This is a genomic window from Amycolatopsis sp. NPDC047767 (assembly GCF_040704195.1).
Classification (GTDB): domain Bacteria; phylum Actinomycetota; class Actinomycetes; order Mycobacteriales; family Pseudonocardiaceae; genus Amycolatopsis.
This window is the reverse complement of the sequence record NZ_JBEYSJ010000049.1, coordinates 15,321-31,469: the sequence shown is the minus strand read 5'-3', so window position 1 is coordinate 31,469 and position 16,149 is coordinate 15,321. Positions and strand designations below refer to the sequence as shown.

At 71.1% G+C, this 16,149-nt stretch carries 14 protein-coding genes; 4 read left to right on the top strand and 10 right to left on the bottom strand.

The genetic code is table 11. The annotated features are described in order from the left end of the window. Window position 1: 1 nt before the first annotated feature. The 3 genes from AB0878_RS45510 to AB0878_RS45500 all read right to left on the bottom strand — a co-directional run bounded on the left by AB0878_RS45510 (window position 2) and on the right by AB0878_RS45500 (window position 2,302). On the bottom strand, window positions 2-760 hold the full coding sequence (locus AB0878_RS45510; protein ID WP_366588908.1) for an IclR family transcriptional regulator: 759 nt from the start codon (window positions 758-760) through the stop codon (window positions 2-4). A gap of 180 nt (window positions 761-940) precedes the next feature. After that, window positions 941-1,765: a CoA ester lyase gene (locus tag AB0878_RS45505; protein ID WP_366588906.1), complete on the bottom strand. Its 825-nt coding sequence runs from the start codon at window positions 1,763-1,765 to the stop codon at window positions 941-943. A gap of 27 nt (window positions 1,766-1,792) precedes the next feature. Continuing rightward, entirely contained in the window at window positions 1,793-2,302 is a 510-nt protein-coding gene (locus AB0878_RS45500) for a flavin reductase family protein (RefSeq protein WP_366588903.1), read from the bottom strand. A 174-nt stretch (window positions 2,303-2,476) separates the two neighbouring features. Between AB0878_RS45500 and AB0878_RS45495 the strand changes: the two genes are divergently transcribed. Beyond that, a complete protein-coding gene (locus AB0878_RS45495) occupies window positions 2,477-3,373 on the top strand; it encodes a TIGR03619 family F420-dependent LLM class oxidoreductase (protein ID WP_366588901.1) in 897 nt (298 codons plus the stop codon). A 141-nt stretch (window positions 3,374-3,514) separates the two neighbouring features. Continuing rightward, window positions 3,515-4,327: an SDR family NAD(P)-dependent oxidoreductase gene (locus AB0878_RS45490; RefSeq protein ID WP_366588898.1), complete on the top strand. Its 813-nt coding sequence runs from the start codon at window positions 3,515-3,517 to the stop codon at window positions 4,325-4,327. Between the two features lie 126 nt (window positions 4,328-4,453). On the opposite strand, the gene AB0878_RS45485 is transcribed toward AB0878_RS45490, so the two are convergent. The 3 genes from AB0878_RS45485 to AB0878_RS45475 form a co-directional block, all read right to left on the bottom strand. Continuing rightward, window positions 4,454-4,882 (bottom strand): nuclear transport factor 2 family protein, encoded by a 429-nt coding sequence (locus AB0878_RS45485; RefSeq protein WP_366588896.1) that lies wholly within the window; start codon window positions 4,880-4,882, stop codon window positions 4,454-4,456. A gap of 386 nt (window positions 4,883-5,268) precedes the next feature. Continuing rightward, window positions 5,269-6,168, bottom strand: a complete 900-nt coding sequence (locus AB0878_RS45480) for an HAD family hydrolase (RefSeq protein WP_366588894.1) — start codon at window positions 6,166-6,168, stop codon at window positions 5,269-5,271. A 21-nt stretch (window positions 6,169-6,189) separates the two neighbouring features. Next, the gene (locus AB0878_RS45475) at window positions 6,190-7,140 is read right to left on the bottom strand and encodes a formylglycine-generating enzyme family protein (RefSeq protein WP_366588891.1); all 951 of its coding nucleotides are present in this window, start codon (window positions 7,138-7,140) and stop codon (window positions 6,190-6,192) included. A 225-nt stretch (window positions 7,141-7,365) separates the two neighbouring features. Between AB0878_RS45475 and AB0878_RS45470 the strand changes: the two genes are divergently transcribed. Next, window positions 7,366-9,723, top strand: coding sequence for an arylsulfatase (locus AB0878_RS45470; RefSeq protein ID WP_366588889.1), 2,358 nt, complete (start codon window positions 7,366-7,368; stop codon window positions 9,721-9,723). Between the two features lie 74 nt (window positions 9,724-9,797). Continuing rightward, entirely contained in the window at window positions 9,798-10,430 is a 633-nt protein-coding gene (locus AB0878_RS45465) for a GAP family protein (protein WP_366588886.1), read from the top strand. Window positions 10,431-10,472: 42 nt separating this feature from the next. Here AB0878_RS45465 and AB0878_RS45460 read toward each other — a convergent pair whose 3' ends face one another. The 4 genes from AB0878_RS45460 to AB0878_RS45445 all read right to left on the bottom strand — a co-directional run bounded on the left by AB0878_RS45460 (window position 10,473) and on the right by AB0878_RS45445 (window position 16,051). Then, a complete protein-coding gene (locus AB0878_RS45460; protein ID WP_366588884.1) occupies window positions 10,473-11,204 on the bottom strand; it encodes a hypothetical protein in 732 nt (243 codons plus the stop codon). Next, a complete protein-coding gene (locus AB0878_RS45455; protein ID WP_366588881.1) occupies window positions 11,197-14,217 on the bottom strand; it encodes a DEAD/DEAH box helicase in 3,021 nt (1,006 codons plus the stop codon). Before AB0878_RS45455 ends, AB0878_RS45460 begins: the two co-directional genes overlap by 8 nt. A gap of 66 nt (window positions 14,218-14,283) precedes the next feature. Further along, window positions 14,284-15,186 (bottom strand): ectoine hydroxylase, encoded by a 903-nt coding sequence (gene thpD / locus AB0878_RS45450; protein WP_366588878.1) that lies wholly within the window; start codon window positions 15,184-15,186, stop codon window positions 14,284-14,286. A gap of 397 nt (window positions 15,187-15,583) precedes the next feature. Continuing rightward, window positions 15,584-16,051, bottom strand: coding sequence for a hypothetical protein (locus AB0878_RS45445; protein WP_366588876.1), 468 nt, complete (start codon window positions 16,049-16,051; stop codon window positions 15,584-15,586). Between the last annotated feature and the right edge of the window lie 98 nt (window positions 16,052-16,149).

Sequence of the window (16,149 nt, the reverse complement as noted above, 5' to 3'; positions counted from 1 at the left end):
CTCACCCGGCGTCGGCGATCGACCGGGAGATGGACGACGCGTACTGGCGCAGCGTCGGAACCAGGCGGGCGAGGTTGACGTCGGTCGCGGGCGCCAGGACCGTCAGCGCCATCGGCGTGCGGTCGATCCCGGTCGCGACGGGCACCGACAGCGAGGACTGCCCCGCCGTGCTCTCCGATCGGGACACGGCGAACCCCGCCTGCCGCGCGGCCTCCAGCTGCGCGAGCACGAGGCGCGGCACGACCTGCGTGTACGGGGTGCGCCGCTCCAGGCGCGTGCGCAGCGCCTCGGCCAGCACCGGCCGGTCCACAGTGGACATCAGCAGCTTGCCGGCGCTGGTCGCGAACAGCGGGATCTCGTCGCCGGCGTGCGCGAGATAGATGCTGTCGAGCTTGCCCCGGACGGTGTCGATGCACACCAGGCGGTCGCCGATCATGGTGCTGATCGCGACGGCGGCGCCGGTGCGTCCGGCGAGTTCGTTGGCGAACGGCAGCGCCGCGCGGCGCAGCTCCCGTTCCCAGGACGAGGAAGCGCCGAGGCGCCAGATCTTGTCACCCAGCCGGTAGCTGCCGGACTCGGTGCGTTCGACCCCGCCCCAGGCCACGAGCTCGCCCAGCAGCCGGTGCGTGGTCGAAACCGGCAGCTCGGCGCGGCGGGCCACCTGGCTGAGCGTGAGCGGCTCGGATCCGCCCAGCAGGTCCAGGATGCCGAACACGCGACCGACGTGGCTGCCGAGCTCGGCACCGGGCTTCCGCGCCATCACTCCTCCGGGTACTGGGGCTGCGGGACGACCACCGGCGGCGGAGCGCGCCCCGCGCACGTGTCGCCCATGTTAACCCGGAAGGCCCAACGCTTCCACGATCTTCCACGATACGGAAAGGCACCGCGTGGCGCAGTCGCGTCACCAGGTGTGCCGCTGGACCGCGGGCCCTGCCGGCACTCACCGGCGGGCCAGGATCGCCTGTGCCCGCCGCACCACCGGGCGGTCGATCATCTGTCCGTCGTACACCGCCACGGAACCGTCCCGGTCCGCCGCCAGCACCCCGCGAGCCCACTCGACTTCACGATCCGTCGGGCTGAAGCGCCGGTTCGACGGCTCCACCTGCCGTGGGTGGATGCACAGCTTCCCCGTGAAGCCCAGCAGCACCGCGTGGTCGAGGTCGGTGGTCAGCGCGCCCTCGTTGGCCAACGCGGTCGTGACGCCGTCGACCGGGGCACCGCGGCCGGCGACGGCGGCGGCCAGCACCACGGTGGACCGGGCGTAGCGCAGGGCCTCGTGCGAGCGGTGGTCGACGCCGAGCTGTGCGGCGAGGTCGACGCTGCCGAACGCCGGACGGACGACCGACGGACACGCGCACAGGGCGATCGCGTTCGCGATGCCCGCCGCGGTCTCCAGCAGCGGCACCACGCCGCTGCCTGCCGGCAGGGCGGCGGCGACCGCGGCGAGCGTGGCCGGGTCTTCCGCTTTCGGCACCAACACGCCCGCCGCGTGCGGGCCGACGGCCGCCAGATCGGCTTCATACCAGGAAGTCCCGGGCGCGTTCAGCCGGACGACCGCCCGGTGCCCCTCGGCCAGCCACGCCCGGGCGTTTTCCCGGGCTTCGGCCTTCTGCGCCGGCGCGACCGCGTCTTCCAGATCCACGACCACGACGTCCGCGCCGGCCGCGGCCGCCTTCGCGAACCGTTCCGGACGGTGCCCCGGCACGAACAGGAACGTCCTGGCGTGCCGGAGGTCGTCGCTCGCGGGTGACTCGTTCGTCGGCATTTTCCGTGCCGCTCCTCGGATGCGCGGTCAAACCGCCACGCGGTCGGCGACGCGGCGGAACCTGCTGCCGTGGAACAGCAGCGGTTCGACACCGTCGGGCTGGTGGATGTCCTCCACGAGCAGGAAGGCGACCTCGTGGTCACCGGCCGCCGTCAGGTCCGCGATCGAGCACGTGAGCGTGAGCGCGGAGCCACCGATGTGCACGGCCCCCTCGGGCGTGGCCGTCCAGTCGACCTCGGCGAAGCGCTCGCCCGGCCCGGCGAGCACGCGGCAGTACTCGGCGTGTTCCTCGGCCAGGACGCTGATGCCGAGGTGCGTGGCCTCGCGCAGCCGCGCCCACGTCCGTGACCGCGCGCCGAGTGCGACGCTGACGAGCGGCGGATCGAGGGAAACGGACGTGAACGAGCTCGCGGCGATGCCCGCGGGCGCGCCGTCGACGAACGCGCACACCGCGGTCACCCCGGACGGGAACGCCGCGAACGCGCGGCGGAGGTCCTGGTGTCCGGGGCCGGGGATCGGTGCCGATGCCTGTGTCATGTCTGATCACCTCGGGATCACGGGTTGTGGTGCTCGCCAGCTTCAGACGTCGTGCGCTGCCTTGTCGACGTTGCGCTTCCGCGGCGTGGAAACGCGGTGTTGCGACCGACGCCGCCGGGCTGAACGCTCGGTTCCGCCGCAAACCCGACCAGATCTGCCTCGGAGGTTCCTGACATGTCCCCCACCGCGCCGGTGCGGATCGGCCTAGCCCTGCCCCACGACGTCCCGGGCGATCGCCGGGCGCTGGTGACCGCCGCGCAGGACGCCGGGTACCGGTACCTCACGCTGGCCGACCACGTCGTCGGCGCGGACACCACGCACCGGCCCGGCTGGACCGGCCGCTACACCGCCGCGGACCCGTTTCGCGAGGTGTTCGTCCACTTGGGACACGTGTCGGCACTCACCACCTTGGAGCTGGTGCCCAGTGTGGTGGTCCTGCCCCAGCGCCAGACCGCGGTGGTGGCGAAGCAGACGGCGGAGCTGGCGCTGCTCAGCCGTGGCGGGGTGCGGCTGGGGGTCGGCGTCGGCTGGAACGCCGTGGAGTTCGAAGCCCTCGGCGCCACGTTCGGCACTCGCGCCGAGCGAATGGAGGAGCAGATCGCCGTGCTCAGGCTGTTGTGGTCGCGCCGCGCGGTGTCCTTCGACGGCCGCTACCACCGGCTGGACGCGGTCGGCGTCGCTCCGCTGCCTCCCGAGCCGATCCCCCTCTGGCTCGGCGGCGGGCTCGGCAAGACCGAGTGGGCGCGCGAACGAGTCCGCCGCCGCGTCGTGGCACTCGGCGACGGCTGGATCACCGCACCGCAACTGGCGCCGGAGCAGCTCGCTCCGGCCGTGTCCGCGCTGCGGGAGTGCGCCGAGCGGGCGGACCGTGATCCGGCTTCGCTGGGGATCCAGGCCACGCTCGTGGTCGGTGCCGGGGACGACGACGCGACGCTGCGGGCGAAGCTCGCGCACATCCGTGCGGCCGCGCCGACGCACCTGACGGTCGACTGCCGCGGGGCCGGCCGCTCGGCGGCCGAACACGTCGAGATCAGCACCGCCGCGGCAGCGCTGATCTCGAACGAGCTGTGAACCCCGCGGCACCGATTTCCATGGCGCGGAACGGTTTCGTTGCGGCCGCGGCGTGAGGCCGGGTAAGCCGACCTGACGCAGCCGGGCCGCCTCGTCGACTTGTCCGGCGGTGGTGACCGGCGAAGTTCACATGGAGGTCGAATGCATACTGCTGCAGAGGGTTTTCGGGACGCGGTCGCCGTGGTGACGGGCGGAGCGCGCGGGATCGGCCGAGCCTGCGCCCTCCGCCTGGCGGAGCTCGGCGCGCGCGTCGCCGTCGTCGACCGAGACTTGGCCGCGGCAGCCGAGTACGGCGAGAGCCTCACCGCGTCGTCGGTCGCGGAGGAGCTCATCGCCCGGGCCGGGGCCGGCCTGGCCCTGCAAGCCGACCTGGCTTCGCCGGAGCAGGCCGCCGACGCCGTCCACGCGGCGTCCGCGGAATGGGGGCGGGTGGACCTGCTCGTCACGACGGCGGGTGGCGCGATCACGCCGTACGACAGGAGCCGGGCCAGCGTCGTTCCGGACGAGGACCTGACCGCGCTGCTCGACGCGAACGTGCGCACGGCTGTCAACTGCTGCCGCGCGGCGGTGCCGTTGATGCGTTCAGCCGGCGGCGGCGCGATCGTGACGGTCGCGAGCGGCACCGCGCTCAGCGTCCGGGCCGGTGGCTACCTGGCCGGGTACGGGTCCGCCAAGGCGGCCATCGTGCAGTACACCCGCTATCTCGCGGCGGAGGTCGGGCCGGACGGGATCCGCGTCAACTGCGTGGCCCCGGGCGTGATCCGCACGGCGCGCGTCGTCGCGCAGTCGAGCCGCACGGGGATCGTCAGCGACGAGGCCGCCGCCACGATTCCGCTGGGCCGCCAAGGGGAGGCCTCGGACGTCGCCGACGCGGTCGAGTTCCTGTTGTCGCCCATGGCGTCCTACGTGACCGGACAGACGCTGGCCGTCAACGGCGGTGCGGTGATGCACTAGCGCGGCGCACACGGTCCGGGGCAGCCGTCCCGGACCGTGTGTCCACAAAGGATCGACAAGGGCCGGGGGCCGCGTCACGGCGGCCCCCGGGCGATGCGAGCGGACGGCGTTTCCGCGGCGCCCGCGCTAGCTCCGTGCCGCCTTCCGGGATTCCGCGACGCGCCGCAACTCGACGACGTCCCACCAGAAGGGCCGGATGTCGGTGATCTTGCCGTCCTCGATCCAGAAGAACTCCGCGAGGAGCATCGACCACCGCTTGCCCTCGCCGTCGAGTCCGGTCGGCTCGCACAGCGCGACGACGCGGTTCGGCCCGTCGGCGATGATCTCGTGGTACTTGATCCCGTCGGCGCCCAGGGTGCCGAAGATCTCCAGCCTCGCGGCGTTGGCGTCCTCCCCCGTCCAGGAGCCCGGAACCGGGAACCCGTCCGGCAGGGTCACCCGGTAGTTCCGGTCCCGCACCTCGAACAGGGCCTCGAGGTCGTCCCGGGCCGTCAGCTCGTAGGCCTGCTGCACGATGGCGCGATTGCGCTCCTCGACCGTGCGGTGCTCACTCATTTCGCTCTCCATTCCGGTGGTGGCGACGGGCGAAACCGCGCCGAAAAGTCTGTTGTGGACTGATTTCAGGCCGGCGCCGACCATCACGGCGACGGAGCGCGCGGTCGGTGCCGGCGGTGAACACCGACGCGTTCAGCCCGAGCAGGGGGAACCCATTCGCCGCCGATGAGGACGCGGTCCGGGTGGCGAAGCGGCGTCACCTTGTCGTGAGGGCTCATCGGGTCCCTCCGTGAGTTTTGTCGATCACCGTCCCGAAGGTAAAGCGGCGGGCGGCCTTCGCGCCGCGGGCGTTTCCACGTGGTGGAAAGGTCGGTGGATCGCGCGTCGGCCGGCGGCTCCGGATCGGGCCCCGGTGGGCGGGAAGCCCCGGTGAGAGCGTCAACCGCTCAGAAGACGGTGTGCCAGTCGTCGCGGATGCTGATGACGGTCCAGCCGTCGCGGCCGGCCTGTTCGAGTGCCTGTTCGGCGCCGGCGGTGTAGGCGAACTCGCGGTCGGGGTCGTCGTGGAGGACGAGGAGGCGCAGGGTCGGTTTACCGGTGTGGTGGGTGAAGCGGAGCATGGGGATGTCGCCGTTGGCGTTGCCCGCGGCCAGCAGGGGCCGGCGTCCGGTGCGGCTCCAGATGCGGACGGGCTTCTGCGGGCCGTCGTCGAGGTAGTCGAGGACGGGTTGGTGGCGGATGGTGCCGCCGTGCTCGTCGTCCTCGTAGGACAGGGTCGCGGTGCTGCCGATGACCTGCTCGCGCGGCACGCCGTAGACCGTCTGGCTGATGGGCCGCATGAAGTCGCGGCCGCCGCCTGACGCGATGTAGGTGCTGAAGCCGTTGTCGCGCAGGTGCGCCAGCAGTTCGACCATCGGCGCGTAGGCGCAGCGCGCGTACGACCTGCGCAACGTGGGGTGCTGCGTGGTGGTCAGGAACTCGTTCGCCTGGGCTTCGAAGTCCTCGACGCCGATGCCGGCGTACGCCTCGAGCACTCCGGCCGCGAGGGTGGGGAGCTGGGTGTCGTCCCCGGCGTAGTGCGCGGCGACCACCGCGCCGAACCACGCCAGGTCGTTGTCGTACGCGGCTTTCCAGGGCTGCCGCGAGCGCAGCTCGGGAGTCTCCCCGGCCATCGCGACGAGGCGGCGCAGGATGAAGTCCAGCTGGATCGGAACCGGTTTCTCGCACCACAGCGTGCCGTCGTTGTCGAAGGTCGCCACCCGTTCGTCGGCCGGCACGTCCGAGGCGTGCTCGACGAACTCGGTGATCGCCTTCTTCGCCGCGCCCTCACGCCAGGTGGTCAGCACGAGGCAACCGTCCTTCCCGGGTCAGGGCCGGACCACGCAGCGGAGACCGACGTGGCAGGTCGCGGTGTCGACCGGTTGCCCCATGCGGGCGGCAGGCCGGTAGCGACGGCAGTAGTCCGGCGAGCACAGGTACGAGCCGCCCTTGATCACCTTGCGCGGAACGCGTTCACCCCGTGCGATGCTGCGGTCCCGCGGACTCGGGCCACAACAGGAGCCGGGTCGCTCGTCGTGGGCGGAGTACCAGTCCGCGGTCCACTCCCACACGTTGCCGATCATGTCGTGGAGGCCGTATCCGTTCGGCGGGTAGCGCCCGACCGGCGCGGTGCCCAGGTATCCGTCGGCGCCGGTATTCGTGTACGGGAACCGGCCCTGCCAGGTATTGGCCATCCACACGCCGCCGGGGGTGAGCTCGTCACCCCACGCGTAGCCGGCGCGGTCGAGCCCGCCCCGCGCGGCGAGCTCCCACTCCGCCTCGGTGGGGATGTCCTTGCCGGCCCACTGCGCGTAGGCCTCGGCGTCCTCCCACGCCAGGTGCACTACAGGATGGTCGGGCCGCTTGCGGATCGAGCTGCCCGGGCCGGACGGGTGGCGCCAGTCCGCACCGGGCACGGAGCTCCACCAGTTGTAGGCGTTGCGCAGGTCGACCTCGTGCCGCGGTGCGACGAACACCGACGACGCCGGCACGAGAAGCTCAGGCGCCGCATCCGGGTAGTCCGCCGGATCGGGTGCCCGCTCGGCGAGCGTGACGTGGCCCGTGGCGCGGACGAAGCGCTCGAAGTCACGGTTGCGCACCGCGGTGGGCTCGATCCAGAACGCGCCGACCGTCACGTCGTGGACCGGGCCTTCCTCCGGGTAGTGCTCGTCGGAGCCCATCGCGAACGTGCGGCCGGCGATCCACACCATTCCCGTCGTCGGGTCCGGGTTCGCGGCCACGGCCGGCCGACGGCCCTGCCCCGTGTGCGCCGTGGCCATCCGGTGTCCCCTGTCTGCTGTGCGCGACGTCGCCACACATTCGCAGCGGGCCCGATCGCGCTTCATCACCCGTGCCGGGTGACCTGCGCCGGACGATCCCCACGACGGAACGGCGCGAGCCCGACCCCTGCGGTGTTCACCTGGTGCAGGTGAAGCCGGGCGCCGCCGCACGCGGTCGGATGGGGTGGTCGAGGCCGCCTTCACCCGGGGGATCCGAGGAGTGACATGAGCAACTCGTTCCAGGGCAAGATCAACGTCGACATCCGCGACTCGGTGCCCGACTGGGCACCCTTCGAACCGGCACAGGCGGCCGAGGGTGCCCCGAACGTGGTGTACCTGGTTCTCGACGACGTCGGGTACTCCGCGATGAGCTGTTACGGCGGCGTCATCGAGACCCCCAACATCGATCGCATCGCGGCCGACGGCGTGCGGTTCACGCAGTGGCACACCACCGCGCTGTGCTCACCGACCCGGTCCTGCCTGCTCACCGGGCGCAACCACACCCGCAACGCGATGGCGTGCATCACCGAGGCGGCGATCGGTTTCCCGAATGCCAACGGCACGATCCCGCCGGAGAACGGCATGATCTCCGAGATCCTCGAGGAGCGGGGCTGGAACACCTACCTCGTCGGCAAGTGGCACCTGTGCCCGACCGACGAGATGAACCTCGCCGCGACGCGCCGCAACTGGCCGACCGGGCGCGGGTTCCAGCGGTTCTACGGCTTCCTCGGCGCCGAGACGAACCAGTGGTACCCCGACCTCGTGTACGACAACCACCCCGTGGACCAGCCGAAGACCCCGGAGGAGGGCTACCACTTCACCGACGACATCACCGACAAGGCGATCGAGTTCATCAAGGACGCCAAGGCGATCGCGCCGGACAAGCCGTTTTTCCTCTACTACGCGCCGGGCGCGTGCCACGCGCCGCACCACGCACCGCGGGAGTGGATCGAACGATTCGCCGGCCGCTTCGACCTGGGCTACGACGCGCTGCGCGAAACCGTGCTGGCGCGGCAGAAAGAACTCGGCATCGTGCCGGCCGACACCGAACTCCCGCCGATCAACCCGATCGGCACTCCCCAGACCCGCCAGGGCCCGGACGGGCAGCCCTTCCCGCCGCTGGACTACACGAAGCCGTGGGACTCCTTGTCCGACCGGGAGAAGCGGCTCTTCGCGCGCATGGCCGAGGTCTACGCCGGCTTCCTCGCCCACGCCGACCACCACATCGGCCGGCTGCTCGACCACCTGGAAGAGACCGGGCAACGGGACAACACGCTCGTCATCCTGGTCTCCGACAACGGCGCCAGCGGCGAGGGCGGCCCCGACGGTTCGGTGAACGAGAACAAACTGTTCAACGGCATCCCCGACGACCTCGACGAGAACCTCGCGATGCTCGACGAGCTGGGCGGTCCGAAGACCTACAACCACTACGCGAACGGCTGGGCGATGGCCTTCAACACGCCGTTCAAGATGTGGAAGCGCTACGAGTTCAACGGCGGCACCGCCGACCCGTGCATCATCTCCTGGCCCGCGGTTCTCGGGCACGGCGGCGAGATCCGCCACCAGTACCACCACGCGATCGACCTCGTGCCCACGATGCTCGACTGCCTGGACGTGCAGGTGCCGGAGGCGATCAAAGGACACGCGCAGAGCCCGCTCGACGGGGTGAGCATGCGCTACAGCTTCGCGGATCCCTCGGCGCCGTCGGCCAGATCCACCCAGTTCTACTCGATGCTCGGCTCGCGCGGGATCTGGCACGAGGGCTGGAAGGCCGTGACGACACACCCGACGATCAGCGGCTGGAGCCACTTCGACGACGACGTGTGGCAGCTCTACCACACCGACGTCGACCGCTCCGAGGTGCACGACCTCGCGGCCGAACGGCCCGAGAAGCTCGAGGAGCTGATCCGGCTCTGGTTCGCGGAGGCCGACGCCAACGGCGCGTTCCCGCTCGACGACCGGTCACCACTGGAAATCCTCAACACGCCGCGGCCGCAGCTGTCCGCGGCCCGCAACCGGTACGTCTACTACGCCGACGTCGCCGACGTTCCCGAACAACAGGCGGTCAACATCCGCAACCGGTCCTACTCGATCGGGTCCCTTGTGGACATCCCCGGCAAGGGCGCCGAGGGCGTGCTGTTCGCCCACGGCGCGCGGTTCGGCGGACACGCGCTCTACGTCAAGGACAACCGCCTGCACTACGTCTACAACTTCGTCGGCATGCTGGAGCAGAAGATCGACGGGACCGAGGACCTGCCGACGGGTGAGAACCTGATCCTCGCGGCCTCGTTCGACAAGGACGGTGAGGACCCGCCCGGCATCGCCACCGGAACCCTGTCGCTCTACCACGGCGACCAGAAGGTCGGCGAAGGCCGCATCAAGACACAACCCGGCGCGTTCGAACTCGCCGGCGAGGGCCTGTGCGTCGGCCGCGACAGCGGGGCCGCCGTCACCGACGACTACCGGGGACAGCGCCCCCACCGGTTCACCGGCGGCACCATCAAACGGGTCGTGATCGACGTCAGCGGCGAACCCTACGTCGACCAGGAGCGCGAGGCCGAGGCGATGCTCATGCGCGAGTAGCCGCACGCCGGTCTGCCGTCGGCACCTCCCCCGGGTCGCCGCCGGCCGGCCGGCCCGAGGAGGTGCCGACGGCGATGTTGTCCGAAGCTGTTCCCGCCGCGTTCGGTGCGGCGATCTACCCGCCCGCCTTGCTGTTCATGGCGTTCCTGCTGGTCAATCCGCAACCCAGGAAGCGGGCGCTGATCTTCCTGGCCGGCGCCGTGTTCATCACCCTCGGCTTCGGCTTCCTCTCGGTGCTGGTGCTGCAGAGCAGCGGAGCCGAGAGCCCCCAGCACCACACCGTGCCGGCCTGGATCGACCTCACCATCGGCGTGGTGCTGGTGGCCTTCGCCCTGGTGGTCTGGTTCCGGCCGCCGCGCGGACCCAAGGCCGCCAAGAAGCGCCGCGAGCTCGGCGTGATCGGGTTGCTGGGCGTCGGGATACTGATGTACACGCCGACGGCGTTGTACCTGGCTTCGCTGCACGCCATCGCCAAGGCGCACGCCAACCTGCTGGTGACGGCGCTGAGCATCATCCTCGTCGCCGTGATCTACATGCTGCTGATCGAGATACCGATCATCGCCCACGCCATCTGGCCGGAGACGACGATCCGCTGGGTCACCGCCGTGAACGCGTGGCTGGGACGACACGGCCGGACCATCATCGTCGTCGTGGCGGCCGGCTTCGGCATCTTCCTCATCGGCTCGGGCATCGCCCACCTCGTGTGATCCACACCGCCGGGACGAACCGGGAAACACCGGGTGCCGAAGCTAACCGCCGTGCTCTCCGGCGAGGGCCCGGTACGCCGGGCGGAGCAGCTCGGTGACGTCTTCACCGCCCACCGTGATCGCGAACGGCGGGGCCTGGCCGAGCAGCGCGTCGAACTGCGCTCGCGGCCCGGGCAACGGCGCCGCGCCGCCCAAGCCCGGGGCCTGACCGCAGTCGAAGAAGGAGTCCATGACCTCGGTCAGGGCCGGAGACCGGTCGTCCGGATCGAGCGGCTCCGCGGAGATGAGCCGGTTCTTCAGCTCTTCGAGCAGCGTTTCGCGGTCCCGGCCGCGCAACGCGAGGACGGTGAACGGATCGTCGCCGACCTGCGCCACGAGCGCCGAGAACACCGCGTTGAGGTGGCCGCACGGCACCTCGACGTCCGGGCAGGTGCAGTCCAGTGACACCTCCCGCGCCGACGACGGGAACAAGGGCAGCCGCAGCGCGGTGAAGATCTGTTCGACGTCACGGGGCAGCTCGCCGCTGAGCAGCTGGACCGTGGCCGACGCTTTCGCGGCGAGGGCATGGGTGATCGCCGCCCAGTCCGTTTTCCCGAACGCCGTGAGCCCGATCCGCACCTGCTGGGGGCGGCCGTCCTGCACCGTGGCGTCGACGCGCCCGGCACCGACCTCCAGCGACACGACGCGCCCCTGGCCGCGCGCCGGCAGGAGAACGCCGATCGCCGTCAACGCCCGGATGAACCGGGTCGCCCACCACGGGAGTGGCTCAGTCATCGATCGCGTCCTCCCCCAGCGTGAGCACTCCGCGCAGCGCGTCCGTCGACAGCTCCGTGAGCCAGCTTTCGCCCTCGCCCACGACCATGCCCGCGAGCGCGCGCTTCTTCGTGATCAAGGTGTCGATGCGGTCCTCGATGGTGCCCGGGCAGACGAACTTCCGCACCTGGACGTTGCGGCCCTGCCCGATCCGGAACGCCCGGTCGGTGGCCTGGTTCTCCACGGCCGGGTTCCACCAGCGGTCCAGGTGCAGGACCTGGCCGGCGGCGGTCAGCGTGAGCCCGGAACCGCCTGCCTTGACCGAGAGCAAGAGGATCCGCGGCCCGTCTGTGGACTGGAAGCGTTCCACGATCGCGTCTCGCGCCCCTTTTGCCAGGCTGCCGTGCAAAAACGCGACTTCGACGCCGAGCCGCTCCGACAGATGGGGCACGAGCATATGACCGAATTCGGTGTACTGCGTGAAGCACAGCACCCGATCGCCCGATGCCAGGATTTCCGCCAGGATCTCTTCGAGGCGGGCGACCTTGCCGGAGCGGTGCCCGATCGGGGAGCCGTCGTGCAGCAGGTGCGCGGGGTGGTTGCAGACCTGCTTGAGTTTCGTGATCGCGGCGAGGATGTGGCCGCGGCGCTTGATGCCGCGGCTGTTCTCGATCTTCTTCATCATCTCGTCGACGATCGCGCTGTACAGCGTGCCCTGTTCGCGGGTGAGCCGGTATTCCTGCCTGATTTCGATCTTTTCCGGGAGCTCGGGGACGATCGCGGGGTCCGTCTTCACCCGGCGCAGCAGGTACGGCTGGGTGAGCCGGCGCAGAGCGGCGGCCGTGGCGGTGTCGCCCCGCCGCTCGATCGGGACCGCGAACCGCTGCCGGAACTCGAACCTGCTGCCGAGCAGCCCGGGGTTGAGCAGGTCCAGCACCGACCACAGGTCCGCCAGCCGGTTTTCCACCGGGGTGCCGGTCAGCGCGAGCCGGTGCCCGGCCGCGAACCGGCGCACCGCCTTGGCCGTCGCGGTGTCGGCGTTCTTGATGGCGTGCGCTTCGTCGAGCACCAGGCGCCGCCAGGTGAACGTCTCGAGTTCGTCGGCGTCGCGGGCGGCGGTGGCGTAGGTCGTGACGACGAGGTCGGCCGCGACGACCTGCTCGGCGAGCGCGTCCCCGTGTGCGCGGGCGCTGCCGTGGTGGGCGTGGACACGCAGCCCCGGGGCGAAGTTCGCCGCCTCCCGCTGCCACATCCCGACCAGCGACATCGGGCACAGCACCAGCGTCGGCCCGTGGTCGTGGCCGGCGCGCTCGACGGCCTCGAGGGCCAGCGTCTGGACGGTTTTGCCGAGACCCATGTCGTCGGCCAGGCACGCGCCGAGCCCCAGCGCCGACATGAACACCAGCCAGGCGACACCCCGCTGCTGGTAGGGGCGCAGGGTGGCGCGGAACGACGGCGGCAGCTCGACCGGCTGGAGTGTCCGGTGGACCCGTCCGGCCAGGACGTCCCCGACCCAGCCGTCGGCGCTGACGTCGGTGACCGGCAGCGGTGTCTCCTGCCCGAGGTGGACGAGCTCCAGCAGCTCGGCCGCGGTGATGCCCCGGGTCTGCCGGTGCGGGTCGCGGCGCAGGTACTCGAGACCGGCGCGGAGCCGGTCGGCGTCGACGCTGATCCACCTGCCCCGCAGCCGCACCAGCGAGGTCTTCGCCGCGACGAGCCGGGCCAGCTCCTCTTCGCCGATTTCGTCGTCGCCCACCGCGATCGACCAGCGGAACCCGGCCAGCTCGTCGCGGCCCACCCGGCTGCGGGCGACGACCTGTTCCGAGGGAGCGCTGCGGACGGACAGCCGCAGCGCGAGCCGGCGCCGGCCGTCCCAGGTGGCCGGAAGCTGCACTTCGAACCCGGCCTCGACCAGCCGGGTCGCACCCGAGGTGAGGAACAGTTCGGCTTCCTCGAAGGTCAGGTCCTGCTCGGCCGGCCGGTCCCGGCGCAGGGCCGGCGCCAGCATCGGTTCCACCAGCGCGGCCCGGCCCAGTTCGGCGACCAGCAGACCCTCGGGATCCCGGACCAGCCCGGTCGCCCGGCCCGACCAGATCTGCTCCGCCGGCAGCAGCAAGCTCGGATCGGCCGTCGCCCGCAGGAGGAACTGCAGCTGCCACTTGGTGCCGTCGCCGGTCTGGTCGTCGGGATCGTCCGCGTCCTGCGGACGCAGGGTGCCGACTTCGGCCAGCCGGAAACACGCCCGGCCGTCGACGACGTCGGTGTCGGCGACCTCGTCCCACTTCGCGACCGCGTCGGCCAGGACACCGAGCTCACCCAGCGGCAGCTCGACGCGGGCGACGCCGCCCTGCAAAGCGGACAGCCACACCCCGGCCGGGCCCCGGCCCGCGCGCAGGTCGACGGGCGGATCCGCCCGCGCCAGCCGGTCCCGGACCGCCGCGTCGACCAGGGTGTGGAGGGCATCGGTGACGAGTGCGCGAGGCGAGGCCCCGGTGAGCGGCGCGATCTGCTCGGCCCGCCCGACCGGTGGCATGGCCGCGACCAGCGCCTCGAACGCGACGAAATCCACGCCCTGGAGCACCGGGCGCCACCGCGCCTCGGCCACATCGCCCTGGCGGACCAGCGTCGGCAGAACCCGCCCGCGCCGCACCAGATCCGCGGCCAGGCGGGCCACCGCCCGCAGGTAGGTGACCGAAGAGCCGTACGAAGCCGAGTCGTCGAGGTCGTCCAGTTCGGTCGCGTCCACGATCAACGCCGGCACCGACCACGGCCGCAGCGACGGTGCCGGCCCACGCCGCTTGCCACCCGCCGCCTCGGAGGAGGCGAGCGGCCGGTTCGCCCGCGACGGCAGCAGCAAGGTCACCGACGTGGGTTTTCCGGGATGCAGAGCGGTCAGCTTCGTGCTGGAGACGGCGAACGGATGCGGAAGCGCGATCCGCGCCGAACGGCTCGACGTGCCGGCCGGGCCTCGGTCGTGCTCCGCCCAGAGCAGCAAACCCCGGCCCGGAGACCACAGAGCGTGCACCAAGGGCAAGGTCTGTGGCTCCTTCGTCCGATCTGCGTTCCCCGCAGATCGTCGCACGGCAGGGCCAGGTTGCGGCTAGTGCGTGGGCGCGAGGGGCGTGAAGTCGCGGGCGGCGACGAACGGGGGACGCGGCGCGGCCGCGGCATACGGTTCCCGCAAGGTGTTCTCCACGCTGTTGAAGACCACGAAAACGTTGGCCCGCGGGTAGGGGGTGATGTTGTCGGCGGATCCGTGCATCAGGTTGGCGTCGAACCACAGCGCGTGGCCGGCAGGACCGGTGAACTGGTCGATCCCGTGGGCCGCCGCCAAGCGCGTGATCGTGGCCTCGTCGGGCACACCGACCTGCTGTTCCTTGAGGGAATCGCGGTAGTGGTCCCCCGGCGTGGCGCCGGCGCACTGCGCGAACTCCCGGTGGGAACCGGGCATCACCATCAGGCCACCGTTGAAGGGGTAGTTGTCCGTCAGTGCCAGTGACATGCTGACCGCGCGGGGAACGGGCATGCCGTCTTCGGCGTGCCAGGTCTCGAAGTCGGAGTGCCAGTAGAAACCCTTGCCGCGGAAGCCGGGCATGCAGTTGATCCGGCTCTGGTGCACGTACACCTCCGAGCCGAGCAGTTGCCGGGCCCGGTCCAGCACCCGGGGATCGCGCACCAACCGTGCGATGAGCCGACTGATGCGGTGGACCTCGAAGATCGACCGCACCGCGCCGGAAGCCTTCTCCCGCACCACGCGTTCGTCCGCTGCCAGCGTCTCGTCGGCGCACAGCCGGTCCAGCTCCGCGCGCAGCACGTCCAGTTCCTCGTCCGTGACCGACGACGGGACGATCGAATACCCCCGTTCGGCGTGCGCGGCCAGCTCGGCCGGGGTGAACGGCTCGCGCAGCCGGCCCGGCCACACCACGGGCACCTCCCGGCGCAGCAACGCCGGCTCGCCGCCGATCCGCGTCGGATATCTGTCTTCGGTCTTGGTGCCCGTCATCCGTCCCAGCTCCTTCCGAACCCGAACGGAATCCACATTAACGGGAAAATTCCGGAGATCGGCAGGAACTGCGCCCGCCCGGTTCGATTGCCGGACGGCGGGGTATCGCGCGTGGTCACCCGCCTTGGCGCGGCACGCCGTCGTGAAAAAGACGCCGCCGGACCGTCGAACTGATCGACAATTCCTTCGCCGGCACCCCTCGCATGCTTGCGTAACCCGGGAACCCGGCCCGGCTCGCGATCCCGGCCGCGGAGTCTTCCCGGTCGGCAGTGGTGGCGCCGAACAGGGCCACGGATCGATTTCGGCTGCCGGGCCGGCGCGGTGAAAAGTTCGTCGTGAAAAGTTTCCGGCTCGGCACCCGATCAGACAGAAAGGTGATTTCTCGCGCGTTGCCTGATCAGCGTTTTGTGGTGATCGTGGTGACCGGCAGGCCGAACCGGCGCTCGGCCTGGTGTGGCAGGTCGGCCCGGAGCCAGCGCGAGGCGCGCCGGGGCAGCGTGGCCACGATGATCTCGTCGAACTCGCGGCCCGCGAGCACCTTCTCGATGGCTTCGAGCGGCTGGGCGCTCCCGAGGCCGCCGTCCGCCTGGACCTTCCGGGCGGCGAGGTCGGCGAGCACCTGGTCCAGCCGTTGCCGGGCCTGCGTGGTCGCCTCCTCGTCGGAGGCGGGCCGGCCGAAGTCCAGCACGACGCTGGGCATCGGCATCAAGCCGCCGGCGGCGGGCACCGTGTGGTACTGCGCGGCGGCGGTGTTCGGGACGAGCACGTAGAAGGAGCTCGGCCCCGCCTCGATCCTCTTGTGGAGCTCTTTCTGCAGCTCCGGACCCAGCAGGGTCTGGTTCGCGACCACGAGGTAACTACGCATGACGACCACCCACCCGGTCAGCCCTTGACACACTGTGCAATCTCATGATAATTCGCCGCACCTACCGCGGTCTACGGGCGAAGGGCCGCAGCGGTCGC

Excerpts from the sequence above, each read along its gene's own strand:
- AB0878_RS45490 (WP_366588898.1), top strand. The coding sequence starts at position 3,515 with ATGCATACTGCTGCAGAGGGTTTTCGGGACGCGGTCGCCGTGGTGACG.
- AB0878_RS45470 (WP_366588889.1), top strand. The coding sequence starts at position 7,366 with ATGAGCAACTCGTTCCAGGGCAAGATCAACGTCGACATCCGCGACTCG.
- AB0878_RS45495 (WP_366588901.1), top strand. The coding sequence starts at position 2,477 with ATGTCCCCCACCGCGCCGGTGCGGATCGGCCTAGCCCTGCCCCACGAC.
- thpD (WP_366588878.1), bottom strand. The coding sequence starts at position 15,186 with ATGACGGGCACCAAGACCGAAGACAGATATCCGACGCGGATCGGCGGC.
- AB0878_RS45475 (WP_366588891.1), bottom strand. The coding sequence starts at position 7,140 with ATGGCCACGGCGCACACGGGGCAGGGCCGTCGGCCGGCCGTGGCCGCG.
- AB0878_RS45460 (WP_366588884.1), bottom strand. The coding sequence starts at position 11,204 with ATGACTGAGCCACTCCCGTGGTGGGCGACCCGGTTCATCCGGGCGTTG.
- AB0878_RS45445 (WP_366588876.1), bottom strand. The coding sequence starts at position 16,051 with ATGCGTAGTTACCTCGTGGTCGCGAACCAGACCCTGCTGGGTCCGGAG.
- AB0878_RS45485 (WP_366588896.1), bottom strand. The coding sequence starts at position 4,882 with ATGAGTGAGCACCGCACGGTCGAGGAGCGCAATCGCGCCATCGTGCAG.
- AB0878_RS45500 (WP_366588903.1), bottom strand. The coding sequence starts at position 2,302 with ATGACACAGGCATCGGCACCGATCCCCGGCCCCGGACACCAGGACCTC.
- AB0878_RS45505 (WP_366588906.1), bottom strand. The coding sequence starts at position 1,765 with ATGCCGACGAACGAGTCACCCGCGAGCGACGACCTCCGGCACGCCAGG.
- AB0878_RS45510 (WP_366588908.1), bottom strand. The coding sequence starts at position 760 with ATGGCGCGGAAGCCCGGTGCCGAGCTCGGCAGCCACGTCGGTCGCGTG.
- AB0878_RS45465 (WP_366588886.1), top strand. The coding sequence starts at position 9,798 with ATGTTGTCCGAAGCTGTTCCCGCCGCGTTCGGTGCGGCGATCTACCCG.